11 protein-coding genes are annotated in these 13,757 nt (G+C 36.1%); 7 read left to right on the top strand and 4 right to left on the bottom strand.

Annotated elements, in window-relative coordinates; translation table 11 throughout:
- The 5 genes from CDOM16190_RS07830 to CDOM16190_RS07810 form a co-directional block, all read left to right on the top strand.
- On the top strand, window positions 1-763 hold a 763-nt coding region (locus tag CDOM16190_RS07830), incomplete at its 5' end, for an AMIN domain-containing protein (protein WP_211437432.1).
- A 772-nt stretch (window positions 764-1,535) separates the two neighbouring features.
- The gene (locus tag CDOM16190_RS07825) at window positions 1,536-3,482 is read left to right on the top strand and encodes a multiheme c-type cytochrome (protein ID WP_249934148.1); all 1,947 of its coding nucleotides are present in this window, start codon (window positions 1,536-1,538) and stop codon (window positions 3,480-3,482) included.
- A gap of 82 nt (window positions 3,483-3,564) precedes the next feature.
- The gene (locus CDOM16190_RS07820) at window positions 3,565-5,568 is read left to right on the top strand and encodes a rhodanese-like domain-containing protein (protein ID WP_170019885.1); all 2,004 of its coding nucleotides are present in this window, start codon (window positions 3,565-3,567) and stop codon (window positions 5,566-5,568) included.
- 171 nt (window positions 5,569-5,739) lie between these two features.
- A complete protein-coding gene (locus CDOM16190_RS07815; RefSeq protein ID WP_170019883.1) occupies window positions 5,740-7,110 on the top strand; it encodes a GntP family permease in 1,371 nt (456 codons plus the stop codon).
- Window positions 7,111-7,192: 82 nt separating this feature from the next.
- Window positions 7,193-8,314, top strand: coding sequence for a glycerate kinase family protein (locus CDOM16190_RS07810; RefSeq protein WP_170019881.1), 1,122 nt, complete (start codon window positions 7,193-7,195; stop codon window positions 8,312-8,314).
- 42 nt (window positions 8,315-8,356) lie between these two features.
- Here CDOM16190_RS07810 and CDOM16190_RS07805 read toward each other — a convergent pair whose 3' ends face one another.
- The 4 genes from CDOM16190_RS07805 to leuC form a co-directional block, all read right to left on the bottom strand.
- Complete coding sequence (locus CDOM16190_RS07805; RefSeq protein WP_170000811.1) at window positions 8,357-8,926, bottom strand: YceI family protein; 570 nt, start codon at window positions 8,924-8,926, stop codon at window positions 8,357-8,359.
- A gap of 72 nt (window positions 8,927-8,998) precedes the next feature.
- Window positions 8,999-9,994, bottom strand: coding sequence for a phospholipase A (locus CDOM16190_RS07800; RefSeq protein ID WP_170019879.1), 996 nt, complete (start codon window positions 9,992-9,994; stop codon window positions 8,999-9,001).
- Window positions 9,991-10,551 carry a molybdenum cofactor guanylyltransferase gene (locus CDOM16190_RS07795; RefSeq protein ID WP_170019877.1) on the bottom strand — a complete coding sequence of 187 codons (561 nt, stop codon included), beginning with the start codon at window positions 10,549-10,551 and terminating at the stop codon, window positions 9,991-9,993. The genes CDOM16190_RS07800 and CDOM16190_RS07795 overlap by 4 nt, the downstream gene beginning before the upstream one ends.
- A 135-nt stretch (window positions 10,552-10,686) precedes the next feature.
- The gene (gene leuC / locus CDOM16190_RS07790) at window positions 10,687-11,952 is read right to left on the bottom strand and encodes a 3-isopropylmalate dehydratase large subunit (protein ID WP_170019875.1); all 1,266 of its coding nucleotides are present in this window, start codon (window positions 11,950-11,952) and stop codon (window positions 10,687-10,689) included.
- A gap of 122 nt (window positions 11,953-12,074) precedes the next feature.
- Here leuC and CDOM16190_RS07785 point away from each other — a divergent pair, with 122 nt between their 5' ends.
- Window positions 12,075-13,391 carry an NFACT RNA binding domain-containing protein gene (locus tag CDOM16190_RS07785; RefSeq protein ID WP_170019873.1) on the top strand — a complete coding sequence of 439 codons (1,317 nt, stop codon included), beginning with the start codon at window positions 12,075-12,077 and terminating at the stop codon, window positions 13,389-13,391.
- Between the two features lie 11 nt (window positions 13,392-13,402).
- Window positions 13,403-13,735, top strand: a complete 333-nt coding sequence (locus CDOM16190_RS07780; RefSeq protein ID WP_170019871.1) for a hypothetical protein — start codon at window positions 13,403-13,405, stop codon at window positions 13,733-13,735.
- Window positions 13,736-13,757: the final 22 nt, after the last annotated feature.

Raw genomic sequence — 13,757 nt, 5'->3', positions numbered from 1 at the left:
GATACTATTTTTATGTTTTTGTTTTGGTAGAGAAAATCCTTTTGTTCCAGTGGGTAAACTAAATACAAATATCGTGACCACTAATATAGTAGAGACTCTATCTCCTTTTGATAAGCAACATATTAAATTCCCAAGCGACACCAAAGAATTCATATCGCTTGCTTTAAAATATAAAAATTTAGATGGCAGTGTAAGAGAAAAGATTATAGATGTAAACAAAAGCATAGATTGGCAAGATGAGTTTGTTTTGACTAGAGTTGCTACGCCGTCAGTGGTTACAAAAACTGATGTATCGGTTACAAAAGATGAGGCAAAGATAGCTATAAAAGCCATAAAAAAAGATGAAAATGCAACTCTCAAAAAGGAGATTAAAAAAGAGATTAAAGTAGATGAAAATTTAACCAAGAAAGAGCCATTAAAAGATGTTGTAATAATACCGGTTGAAGATATCAAGCAGACTCCGATTAAGACTATAAATTTTAGAAAAATGACTCTTGAGGTTGATTTGATGCAAATTAAGTTTTTGACCTCTGAGAAAAAAATTAGAGATTTTAAAATAGATAGAGATAAGAAAATAGTAATAGACTTTAGCAATTCTTTAAATTTTTACACAAAGACATTCAAGCTTGATTGCGGAGCGTTTAAAAGCATAACCTTTGGTGCTCATGATAAATTTTATAGAGCAACTATAAATCTTGATCAAAAATACAACTATACTATTGAAAATATAGAAAACGGGTATATTTTAAAAGTTAACAAATAGTATACAATATTTACACCTAAATACATTCCAGACTAATTTTAATAGCAATAAATTTAAATTTGTTAATAATTCAGTAATTTATATTTTAAAAATTGAAGTAAAAATATATTACGAATCTATAAAAAAATGTTTCCAATTGTAACATAATGAAAGTTTTTTATTCTACTACTATTAATTACACTATTTAATATATTTTTATAATTAGTAATTAATATTATTTATACTTTAAGTATAAATTTAATACATTTTTTTCAGATAATTTATTATTCTGTATTAACGATATTTCAATATTTTTAAATAAAATTTACCACCTTAGTAATACTTGGTACTATTGATACTAGGTATCAACACTAAAAATACTCATATATAAAAAGTTACATAAAAGTTATACAAAACAACAGTGAGAGCATTTTTTATTTTAAATACATAACAAGAAAAATTTTAATTACATAAGAATTTTAATATTTATTTAAAATAAAAAGTATTAGGATTTTATTAAATAAATGTTTTATATACAAATTCTCTTGCTCGTGAAAGGAGGGTTGTCGGCAAGAGCGGGGGTTGCTCTTTAACGGTATAGAAGAGCGGTATTCGAGGTTGAGACAGGTTTAATCTGCTCTCTTTGAAGATTGAGACATCTTTATAAGATGTTTTGATTCTATACTGATTATTTTATGTTGTTTAAAAAATATATTGTGTTTTAAAAAATATTAAGGAGAATAAGATGAAACAAGGTTGGTTAAAATTTATAACCTGTAGTTTTTTTCTTGCTATGTGCGCTGTGCCTAATCTAGCTGCATCGGACAGGCATGAAGAGCCTTTTGTTCAAGGAGAAACATTCCAAAATGATGGCGTTTCACCAAGAACATTGGAAGACTATGTTGGACATGAGAAAGAGTATTGGGAGTATTTAAAGAAAAATCACCCTGTATTTAAATATGAAAAAGATGGAAGATTGGTCGGTAAATACGGCTTAAGTGACCGTGTTGAAGAGTTTATCGAGATAAACCAAGGTCCTGCTTATGCGAAAGAGAATAATATGGAGCATACTGCTGTTACATATCGTCTTGGCATGGAGTCATTCCTTGACTTCCCTAACAAATTTGTTGGACATAAAAAATGCGGCGAGTGCCACCCCGCTCAATATATGCAATGGGAGCGTTCACGTCACGCTAAAACCGTAAGATGGCCAGAAGAGCTTGATGAAGTTGGAGGAGATGTTAAAAAAGGACTTCCTGGAGCACTTCCTACAACTCCTATTCTAACAACAGGTATCGAGCCTGATGACGTATTTGCTATCATCGGAACACCAAGAACAAAATATGGATTCCTTGACAAATGGCTAGTTCGTGGTACATATCACGTTGAGGATGGAAAATTAAGCGATCTTACCGGTAAACTAGTAGCTGGTGGTAACCAATACTCAGTTTTATGGGCTAAATTCCTAACTCCTGAAATGGCTAAAAAGATAGCAGAATTCTCTCCAGGGTTCCCTACCAAAATGGAAGATTTCGGTAAGAGCGGTTCTCATATGTGGGGTATGAACTCATACGGTGCTTCAAATAGAAAGAATTTCAAATTCCAACCAGCAAGTGCATATTGCGAAATTTGTCATACATTTAAATTTGACTTCAAATCTAAAGACGAATTTTATGCGGCTCTTGGTGATTCTAAGAAATTAAGAGAGCATACTATAACAAAAGGTATTAGCTGCGAGGAGTGTCACGGTGCTGGTGCTCACTTGTACGGTGCTAGAGGTGCTGGTATGCCAAGTAACTGCGAAAGATGCCACCAAAGATTTGCATGGCATAAAGCCGATGCTGAGAAGAACCCAAGAAAACAATTTAACGCATACTTTAAATCATCTTGTCCATCATGCGGAACAGAGGGTGCTCAAATGTTCAGCTCCGCTCACTACGATGAGGGTATGAGATGTAGTACTTGCCACGATCCACACGAAGTTACGGCTAACGACTGGAAAGATGGCTATACTCTAACAGGACTTAAAAAGACTTGCGAAGACTGCCACGAAGTTCAAAAAAGCTTCTTTAAACAAGGCGGAATTCACGCTAAAGATAATTGTACAGGATGTCACATGCCTAATATGATGAGTTGTGAGAACTTCGCAGCTGTTCAAAACCCTGATAAAGCTGGATTTGATAACGTTCGTGCAGCACACATCTGGAACATCATGGTTGATAAAGATAGAAAATCAATCAACCCACCTGAAGGCAAACCAAGAGATCCTATGACCGTAAAAGGCTGGACACTTGATAGAGATGAAAACGGAAGATTCTTCGTTGACTTGATGTGGTCATGCGGTAGAACAAGCTTTAGCGATCCTAACCTAATGGCTCCTGGATCTAGCGGTTGCCATAGCCCTGTTCAATCAACATTGCCTGATAAGCTTAAATTTACAGATCAAGCTATGATCTATGATTTGGTTATGGAGTGGCAAATGCCTGTAAAAGATGGATATTCAAAAGCTGAGATCGGACTTAGAAAAATAGATAGAGCAATGAGCAACAATAAAAAACTATCTACAGATCAAAAAGCTAGAATTATATCTTTTGCAAAACAAGCGCAAGATATACTAGATAAAGTACAAAAAGACGGCTCTTGGGGCGTTCACGGTCCTAAATATTCTTTAAAACTAGTTGATGAAGCTTTGATTTACGTTGAGCAAGCAACTGATATCTTAGAAGGTAGAACAAAATAAATCAAACGGCTCGTGAGGCTTTCTTTTAAGCCTCACCCGCTATAACTTGATGATTTCATCGAGATTATAAAAAGGAAAGAATATGTATGGATTGTGTATGAGATTTATGATACTTTTTGCTTTAGTGATATCTCATAATCTTTTTGCTAATATGGATTCGCCTCTGAATTTCGGTATTGAGGGCGCAAAATCTCTTAGTATAAATCAAGCCGAGAAGATGCTTGGTCAAAAAGATACATACTTTATTGATATGAGTTCACCGGCTGGTCGTATATCCGGGCACATTCCTGGTGCGATCTTAAATAATGCAGATGATTTAAACATATCGCTATTGCCAAAAGATAAAAAAGCTCATTTGATATTTTACTGTGATAACAGAATGAGTTTTGATAGTAGCGTTGCAGCAAAAGTTGCTAAAAGTCAAGGCTATGAAAATCTCTATATTCTAAATGATGGTATAGAGGGATGGATTATAGCTGGAAATAAATTTGAAAAACCTGGCAAAGCTAGGAAACAATTAACAAAAGAGAAGATAGAAGATTACGATGATGGAATCCACGGCGGTATGCTTTTTGGAAAAATTCCATCTTGTAGAGATTGCCATAGCTCAGATAAAATTCCATTTGCTTCAAAAGAGCAACGTGAAGAGCTTTTTAAAGATAAGGCATTTGTAAACGACAATTGTATGAGCTGTCATAAAGATGTCAAAAAAGACTTTATGGGCAGTGTTCACGATGAGAACGCTCATAAAAATTTAGCTCCTGATAAAGAGCTTCCAAATTGTAGTGATTGTCACTCTGTGCACACAGCTGGTGCTAAAATGCATCTTGATATCAAACAGCTTAGCGAGCAAAAGTGCGGTTCTTGTCACGAAGAACAACAAAAGCATTATCATGATACATTCCATGGTAAAGCACTGCTATTAAATAAACCTGGTGAAGCACCAAGGGTTGCTGCGTGTTTTGATTGTCACGGAACACACAACGTATTTAAGATCGACGATCCTAGATCGACTCTAGCTATGACAGAAAATCGTATCAAGACATGTTCTGAGTGTCACCCTAACGCAAACGCAAATTTCGTTAGCTTCGTAGCTCACGCAGACCATACCGATGGCGAGAAATTCCCGCTGCTTCACTCTGCGTATATATTTATGACAGGTCTTGTGATAGCGGTATTTGCATTCTTTGGTTTCCATACATTCTTGTGGTCGATTAGACTAATCAGAATGAGACTTGAAAATCCGGTCGCTTGGAAAAAAGCAAGAGAAGCAGCTCACCACGATAGAGTTAAGGTAAAACGCTTTAGCGCATTCCATATGTGGCAACACTTCTTTATGGCTGCATCGTTCCTTGGACTTGCATTCTCGGGTTTGCCGCAAAAATTCTATACGGCTCCTTGGGCTCAAGATATGATGAATTTAATGGGCGGACCTATCATGGCTACTCAAATTCACCATATATCAGCGGTAATAATGTTTGCAGTGTTCTTCAGCCACATAGCTGAGATCATGATGAACCTAGGCAAATTTAAAATATTTGGTGAAGATAGCTTGATGCCAAATCTTCAAGACTTTAGAGATATGAAAGATCACTTCATGTGGTTTATCGGTAAGGGCGAAAGACCTCAGTTTGACCGCTGGACATACTGGGAGAAATTCGACTACCTTGCGGTGTTCTGGGGTATGTTTATCATAGGACTTTCAGGTCTTATATTATGGTTCCCTAACTGGTTTGGTAACTTCTTACCGGGATGGATGATCAACCTATCAACTCTAGTTCACTCAGACGAAGCGTTGCTAGCGACAGGATTTATCTTCGCTATCCACTTCTTTAATACTCACTTTAGAGCAGACCGCTTCCCAATGGATACGGTAATCTTCTCAGGAAGCCTAACTGCCGAAGAGATGAGACAAGAAAGAAGCAAGTGGTATGACCGCTTGATGAAGAACGGAATGCTAGAAAAGCTTATCGAAAAAGAGGACAAGTTTGCTTCATACTCTCTGCTTGCCAAACTTGCAGGTTACGCTATGCTAATTACTGGTATGGTGTTCTTGTTTATGATGATTTACGCTTTTATAGCTTAAATTTTAATTTTTAATCCCTGCTACAAATTCCCCTGCTGACAAGCGGGGGAATTTTATTATTTTTCTATTTTGCTTTTCAAAATAAAATTCAATTAAAAATATAATTTTAAAGTCTTTTCAATATGTTTTTTGGTAATATCTAGGATGTAATTTATATCATAGGGAGCTTTTATGGGTGGTATTGGTTTAATCGTGTGTTTTCTTATAGCTATCGCTTTGATGATATGGCTTATATCCAAAGTCGGAGTTCATCCATTTCTTGCTATTATGGTTGTATCTTTAGCTCTTGCTATAGTAGCTGGCATTGATCTTGCTAAAATTCCTGGTATTATAGGAAATGGATTTAGTGGAATATTTAAAAGTATAGGCATAGTTATTATTTTTGGTGCGCTTATAGGTATGGCGCTGGAAAAAACAGGCGCAGCGCTGAAATTAGCAGATATTGTTATAAAATGTGTTGGCGAGAAAAGACCTGAAATGGCGATGCTTATCATGGGCTGGATTGTTGGAATTCCAGTTTTTTGCGATAGTGGATTTGTTGTACTTGACCCAATTCGTCGCGCCATCAAAGAAAAGATAAGTGCGAATCCTGTCGGTATGGCTGTAGCACTATCAGGAGGTCTTTATACATCTCACGTATTTATTCCTCCTACTCCGGGACCTATTGCTGCAGCGGGACTTGTAGGTGTCGGTGGAAATTTACTATTAGTGATTATGGTTGGCATGGTAGTGTCTATACCTGTTCTTATTGCTGCATACGCCTATGCAAAATACATAGGAACTAAGATAACTTTAAAAGAGGATATGCAAGATATTGGAAAGAGCTATGATGAGATTATTAAAAGTCATGGTGTGCTACCAAGTGCTTTTTTAAGCCTTGCCCCTATCTTTGCTCCTATTGTCTTAATGGCACTTGGTTCAATTGTGAAGATGGCTAAACTTCAAGGCGGTTTTGCAAATTTTATGCTGTTTTTGGGAAACCCTGTAATAGCTCTTGGTATAGGTGTAATTTTTGCTGTTGTATTACTAGCAAAAACAGGCAAGATTGGCGAATTCAATCTAATGACAAACGACACTTTGAAAATAGTGGGTCCGATTTTATTTATAACTGCGGCAGGCGGTGTTCTTGGCAAAGTTATTGCAGAAGCCGGATTTGTTGAATTTATGAAACAAAATGCTCATATAATAGGCTCTGTAGGCATATTTTTCCCGTTTATTATCTCGGCTATCATAAAAACCGCACAAGGAAGCTCAACAGTAGCTCTTACTACAACGGCTGCTATTATGGGACTTTTCACCGATGGAACATCTATGATGGCTACTTTGGGTCTTACTACGGAGATGGGCGCGGTGCTAACCGTAATGGCTATAGCTGCTGGTGCGATGACAGTTTCTCATGCCAATGATAGCTATTTCTGGGTTGTAACCAACTTCAGCCAGATGACGCCCGAGCAAGGATATAAAACTCAAACTACTCTTACGCTAATAATGGGTCTTGTAGGTATTTTAACCGTATGGATAGCTTCACTTATATTGCTATAGTTTGTAAATATTGCATTTTTGGCTAAAATTGGTATTTATTTCCAAATTTAGCCATTGGAATTTATAAATTTAGGGAGAAATTATGAGGGTTTTGGTCGCGGTAGATTCTTTTAAAGGATCGCTCAGCTCACTTGAGGTTGGCAAAGCAGTAAAAGAAGGCATAAAAAACTTATGTGATGAGGTTATAGTAAAGCCTATAGCAGATGGCGGAGAGGGAAGTGTAGAAGCTCTTGCGGATGCGCTTGGCGGAACTTATGTAGACGCGATAGTTCAAAATCCACTAGGCGAGAAAATCCCTGCTAGATACGCTTTGGCAGGAGATCTTGGAATATTGGAAATGGCAAGCGCAAGCGGACTTACTCTTGTAGAGCCAAATCGCAGAAATCCTATGAAGACTAGCACATATGGTTTTGGACAGATGATACTTCATGCGATTCATAAGGGTGCAAGAAAGTTTATAATAGGTATAGGCGGAAGTGCAACCAATGACGCAGGAACAGGTATGCTAAGTGCGCTTGGATATGAATTTTATGATGAAGACAGTAATTTGTTAGAAGGAATCGGTGAAAATTTGATAAAAATCACTAGAATTTCAGAATCTAATGTGTTGCCAGAGCTTAAAGAGTGCGAGTTTTTAATAGCCTGTGATGTTGACAATCCTCTTTTTGGTAAAAACGGAGCCGCTTACATTTATGGACCTCAAAAAGGAGCTAATGAGCAGATGGTAAAAGAGCTTGATGCAGGACTTATAAGTTTTGCAAGCGCCACAAGTGAGTATTTTTCTAGCGAATTTTGGAATTTTAAAGGTGCAGGCGCTGCCGGAGGATTGGGGTTTGGATTTGTTAGCTATCTAAACGCCAAGCTAAAGTCAGGAATTGATATTATTACAGAAGAAATTAGGCTTGAGGATGAGATTAAAAAAGCTGATCTGGTAATAACCGGCGAAGGTAGAATGGACTATCAGAGTGCTATGGGCAAGACACCTATAGGTGTTGCAAAAATAGCTAAAAAGCATAATAAGCCAGTCATTGCTATAGCTGGATGTGTAAAAGAAGAGGCAAGAAACTGTAATCAAAAGGGAATAGACGCGTTTTTCAGTATCTTAAATGAGCCTATGACTCTCAATGAAGCAATGGATGAAAATACTACAAGAGAGAACATAAGGCGAGTTTGCGAGCAAGTAATAAGGCTTTATAAATTATAACTTTTTGATATGCCTGCCTCCTTGGCAGACATATTTATTATATTATTTCGCTTTAGCTTCTACTTCTATTTTAAGCTCAACTTTGTTTGAAACCATTGCATCAGGGAATTTTTCACCTATGCCAAAATCCTCTCTTTTTAAATCCCCATTTACACTAAAGCCTATTACCTCTGCGCCGCTCATGTTTTTACTATCTCCATGATACTCAAAGTCTAGCTTAATAGGCTTTTTAACACCTTTTATGGTTAAGTCACCATAAATTTTACCTTCGTTTGAACCTTCTTTTTCAAATTTAGTCATTTTAAATGTGATTTTGTCAAATTTAGGCGTATCGAAAAAATCATTATTCTTTAAATGCTCGTCTCTCTTTTGATTTTGTGTATTGATAGAATTTGCGTCTATGCTAACCTCAAGTGCTTTTAGCTCATTTGATGCTTTATCATAGTCGATTAAGGCATTATATTGTTGAAAATTTCCTCGAACTTTTGAAATTTTTAGGTGTCTAACCATAAATCCCAAGTCGCTATGAGATTTATCTATTTCATAGCTTGCTGCATTTAAAAAGCTTGCGCAAAGCGCTGCTAAAACAGAAAATTTGATAAATTTTTTCATTCTTGTTCCTTTTGAATAATTTTTCAAAAGTATAATTTAAATTTAAAAACAGATGATAAATAAGTTACTTTTTTATTTCACTAGAGCAAAACCAATACCTATCTTATCTCTACGCCTATCGTAGTCTATAAGGCTCTCACCATATCCGCTAAAGTATTTTACGTATCCGTAAACTCCTGATTGCCCAAACGGAAATAGCCATCCAAGCTCAAAAGAGCCCTTGTTAGTGCTATCAAATTGTAAGTTGTTTCTTATCGTTGCGGTTAGCATATGTCTTTTGTATGGATAAGCAAGTGTCACATCGGCTTTTCCTATGTATTTTTCAATATCTGGATTATCGTCCGCGCCGTCAGGGTCAGGCAGTCTAATCCATGCACGAGGAATTATCAATAAGTTATTGATATAGAATTTAGCCTCTGCATAAATTCTATTCCATGATCTTGATTTTTCACCTCCTTGCCCGTTGCTTTCGTGCAAAAGTCCAAATCTTAAATAGTCTAGGCTTTGCAAAAACGGTATTTTTGTAGGAAATGTGATAAACAGCTCAGGCCTATAGTTTGTCTCACGAAAAGGAGTAGAGCTCTTTGCGGTCTGCCACCACGATTCTTGAGAGTAACCAAACGAGATGGTTTCGTTTAGATCAAAAACGTTATAAAGTATTGGCTTTTGAAGGCTGATTTGGAAATTTGTCTCAAATTTCCTTCTTCCCTCCACGTCTTTAAAAGCGACTGAGGCCGGTAGAATATAGTTTAAGTGGTGCATTTTTATACCTAAAATTTCATCTAAGTTGTAAGGCTTTGCACTCTCGTAAGATTCCCATAAGTGTTTATCATTTGTCTCGTTGCTGTTTTCTAAAATTTGAGCTACTGTATTGTTTGGCGCGATAATTCCTAGCTCTTGTTTGCTAGTATTATTGTCCAGCACTGATTTGGCAGCTAATTTATAGTACTCAAGAGCTCCTTTTATATCTCCTTGCTTTTCAAGATTAGCCGCCTTGTCATAGAGCTCTTGAGTGCTACTTGCTACTAAATTTATGCACAAAAATAGCAATATATATATAAATTTCATATTTTTTCTCCTGTAGCCGCTTCATATTCGTTTGGATAGTTTATATTAAAAAACTCTTTTTTATCTTGAAATTTTAGCTTTTTGCATCTGCATTTGCTTTGTAAAATCCCTATTTTATGCTCTTTTTGCTCATATAGCTCTTTTGCGATATCGGCTAAATTTGCATTAAAAAACCCGCAAAGAGAGTGTGTGTGAGAGTCATCCATAGGCACTACTATATCAAATTCATTTGTAAATTTATAAAGCTCTTTTATGGTGTTTTCATTGACAAATGGCATGTCTGCAGGGATTATAAATACATATTCGTTTTTAAAACTAGAAAGTATGCTAAAAAGTGCTAGCATCGGTGAAAAATCATCGCTTATCTTATCTTTGATAAGCCTTAACGGCGGATCAAATTTATCAAATTTTGAGCTTACAAAGACGTTTTTAAAAATTTGGCTAAATTTATCCACTTGAAAATGCGTAAGCGTGGCAAAGCCTTTAAATGGCAACAGAGTCTTATCTCTGCCCATTCTGGAGCTTTTGCCACCTGCTAAAATAACGCAATTTTTCATCTTTTTCCTTAAATTTCAGACTATTTTTAATCGGTATTCTAGCAAAATTTCAAAATCAATAAAATTTATATGCAGGCTTCGTGAGCAGATTTAAAAATTTATGATAAATTTTAAATCTGCTCACGAAATAGTGTGTTATAAATCCCTTGGATCAGCTATCTTTCCTGCCACTGCTGAAGCTGCTGCTACAGCCGAATTGGCTAAATATACCTCGCTGGTTCTATCACCCATTCTACCTACAAAATTTCTATTTGTGGTGCTTACGCATCTTTCTCCAACACCCAAAATTCCCATATATCCTCCTAGGCACGCTCCGCATGTAGGATTGCTAACGACGGCTCCTGCCTCTACGAAGATGTCCATAAGTCCTTCTTTTTGGGCTTGCAGAGCTATTTTTTGTGTTGCCGGCGTGATTATGAGCCTTGTTCTTCTAGCCACCTTTCTGCCTTTTAAAATTTCAGCAGCTATCCTAAGATCGCTCAATCTACCGTTTGTGCAAGAGCCGATAAATGCCTGATCTATTGCCAGATCATCTTTGACCGCCTCTCTTACACTCTTTCCATTGCTCGGTAAAAAAGGATATGCTATAATAGGATCAAGATTTGTCACGTCTATTTCTATTATTTGCTCATATTTTGCGCCGTCATCGGAATAGAAAAATTTTGGCTCGGCGCGCATAGTTTTATCTTTTAAAAACTCCTTTGTAGTCTCATCTACGGCTATTATTCCGCTTTTTCCACCGGCTTCTATTGCCATATTACACATAGAAAAGCGCCCATCCATATCAAGGTTATCTATAACCTCTCCGCTAAATTCAAGAGCCTTATATAGAGCTCCATCTACACCTATACGGCGGATTATTTCAAGGATTAGGTCTTTACCATAAACGTGTGCGCCAAGCTTGCCTTTAAAAATTACTTTTATAGTTGGTGGCACTTTAAACCAATTTTTGCCTGTTATCATCGCATAAGCTAGATCTGTTGAGCCCATACCTGTAGAAAATGCCCCGAGTGCACCGTGAGTACAGGTGTGAGAATCCGCTCCGATGATCACATCTCCTGGGACTACAAGGCCCTTTTCAGGAAGTAGGGCGTGCTCTATACCCATATCTTTCTCGTCAAAATAGTTTTTTAGATCGTGTTTATAGGCGAATTCTCGTGAAATTTTGGCCTGATTTGCGCTTAAAATATCTTTAGCAGGGATATAGTGATCCATGACGATACAAAATCCGTCAGGATTTGCCATTTTTTTTGCTCCGCTTCTTTCGAATTGTTTGATAGAAATCGGTGTTGTTATGTCGTTGCCGATAACCATATCTATTTTTGACTCTATGATCTCTCCGGCCGATACCTCGCGCCCTAAGTGATCTGAGAAAATTTTTTCAGTGATAGTTTGTTTCATGGGATTCCTTTTAAGTAATCTCTTTAAATTTGGCTAAAGATATTGTGTCTGTTGTTTATATCACAACTTAAAATTTGCCCGATTTTATCAAAATTTTGCTAATTTTTCGTATAATGACGGCTATGAAATACGCATATTTAAAACAGATTGAAACATATTTGGCTAAATTTAGAAAAATTACAGGTATCAAAAGAGCCTCGGATATGGCTATTTTGATACAGTTTGATTCTAAATTTGCTCTATTTTTTGACCTTAGCAAATCATCCTCGTCTATCTACTCAAATGACGATTTTATCGCTATAAAAGAATACAAAGCTCCATTTGATATAGCTCTAAAAAAAAGATTTTCAAACTCTAAAATTTTAAGTGTAAAAACTCTTGAAAGTAATAGAATTTTAGAGTTTGTTTGCGTTCAGGAGGGCTCATATAAGAGTGTTACAAATCATCTTTTTTTGGAATTTACCGGACGTTTTACAAACGCGATAATAACCGATGAAAATGGCGTTATAATCGAGGCTTTAAGACATATTGAAAATAGTTTAAGGCAGGTAAAACCAGGCAAAGTTTTAGTCCAGCTTGAACCAATAGAGATAAAGGAAAAAGAGGTTGATAAAATAAGTGACTTTGAGCAGTTTTTCAAAGATGAATTTGATAAGTTTAGCAGTAAAAATTTAGCAAATTTAAAAGATATAAAATCGGCTCAAATTATAAAAAAAACAGAATCTTTAAAAGAGAGCATAAGCGCTCTTGAAAGCTCAGATGAGTTAGCAAACCAAAGTGAAATTTTAAGTAAAAATGCAACTATAATCTTAGCAAATTTACATCATTTAAAAGATTTTGACAGAGAGTTAAATTTAATCGATTTTAGCGGACAAAGCCTAAAATTTTCTATCCCGGACACCCCGAAAAACAGTGCAAATTTATTTTTTGCAAAATCAAAAAGACTTAAACAAAAATCAATCGGCATAATAAATGAGAGGGCAAATTTAGAGGAAAAATTAAGCTTTTATCAAAATTTGCTAAATTTGATACAAAATGCGAAGACATTAAGCGAACTTGAAATTTTATATCCTAAAAAGACTCAATCAAAGCAAAAAGATGATAATAGTGATGGAGTTGAGAGCTTTTTCATAAGTGATTATAAAATCTTGGTTGGCAGAAACGAGAAAGGCAATATAGCTCTTTTAAAAAGCGCCAAAAAAGATGACGTATGGCTTCATTTAAAAGATATTGCCTCGGCTCACGTTATAATCAAAACGGCAAAAATGTCGCCTAGCGAGGAAGTTTTAAGATTCGCAGCTAAGCTTTGTGTGGAATTTAGCGTAAATGGAGCCGGAAATTACGAAGTGGATTATACAAAAAGGGCAAATGTCAAGATGAATGAGGGTGCTAATGTAAACTATACAGATTTTAAGACGATAGTAGTAGTAAAAGAGTAAAAGGAGATAAAATGCCTGTAACGCCTATCGGAAATACTATTTTTATCAACCAAAATATGAATATCGTCTCAAATAAACAGGCCGAGGTGCAAAATAGATTTGATTTACAAAATTTGGCCGCAATGACTCTAAATGACGAAAAAAACGAAGAGGTTGCGCAAGTGCGCCCGACCGAGGAGACATACAGGATAGATCCGCAACATCAGCATGAAAAATCCAAAAGCGATCAAGAAGAGAGTGTTTTTGATGATGGGGAACAAAAAAATTTAAGCGATAAAGAGACTGATGATGATGGCAATATCGAGGATGAAGAGGAAAGACCGATCTTAGATATTAAAATATAAGCAAAGTTTTTATAGAATTTCC

Source organism: Campylobacter sp. RM16190, from assembly GCF_012978835.1.
In the GTDB taxonomy this organism is placed as follows: domain Bacteria; phylum Campylobacterota; class Campylobacteria; order Campylobacterales; family Campylobacteraceae; genus Campylobacter_A.
The sequence above is the reverse complement of the archived record's forward strand: the minus strand, read 5'-3'. Positions and strand labels throughout refer to the sequence as shown.

What these genes read in the sequence shown, in the direction of transcription:
- CDOM16190_RS07825 (WP_249934148.1), top strand. Translation starts at nt 1,536, where the DNA reads ATGTGCGCTGTGCCTAATCTAGCTGCATCGGACAGGCATGAAGAGCCT.
- CDOM16190_RS07820 (WP_170019885.1), top strand. Translation starts at nt 3,565, where the DNA reads ATGTATGGATTGTGTATGAGATTTATGATACTTTTTGCTTTAGTGATA.
- CDOM16190_RS07815 (WP_170019883.1), top strand. Translation starts at nt 5,740, where the DNA reads ATGGGTGGTATTGGTTTAATCGTGTGTTTTCTTATAGCTATCGCTTTG.
- CDOM16190_RS07810 (WP_170019881.1), top strand. Translation starts at nt 7,193, where the DNA reads ATGAGGGTTTTGGTCGCGGTAGATTCTTTTAAAGGATCGCTCAGCTCA.
- CDOM16190_RS07805 (WP_170000811.1), bottom strand. Translation starts at nt 8,926, where the DNA reads ATGAAAAAATTTATCAAATTTTCTGTTTTAGCAGCGCTTTGCGCAAGC.
- CDOM16190_RS07800 (WP_170019879.1), bottom strand. Translation starts at nt 9,994, where the DNA reads ATGAAATTTATATATATATTGCTATTTTTGTGCATAAATTTAGTAGCA.
- CDOM16190_RS07795 (WP_170019877.1), bottom strand. Translation starts at nt 10,551, where the DNA reads ATGAAAAATTGCGTTATTTTAGCAGGTGGCAAAAGCTCCAGAATGGGC.
- leuC (WP_170019875.1), bottom strand. Translation starts at nt 11,952, where the DNA reads ATGAAACAAACTATCACTGAAAAAATTTTCTCAGATCACTTAGGGCGC.
- CDOM16190_RS07785 (WP_170019873.1), top strand. Translation starts at nt 12,075, where the DNA reads ATGAAATACGCATATTTAAAACAGATTGAAACATATTTGGCTAAATTT.
- CDOM16190_RS07780 (WP_170019871.1), top strand. Translation starts at nt 13,403, where the DNA reads ATGCCTGTAACGCCTATCGGAAATACTATTTTTATCAACCAAAATATG.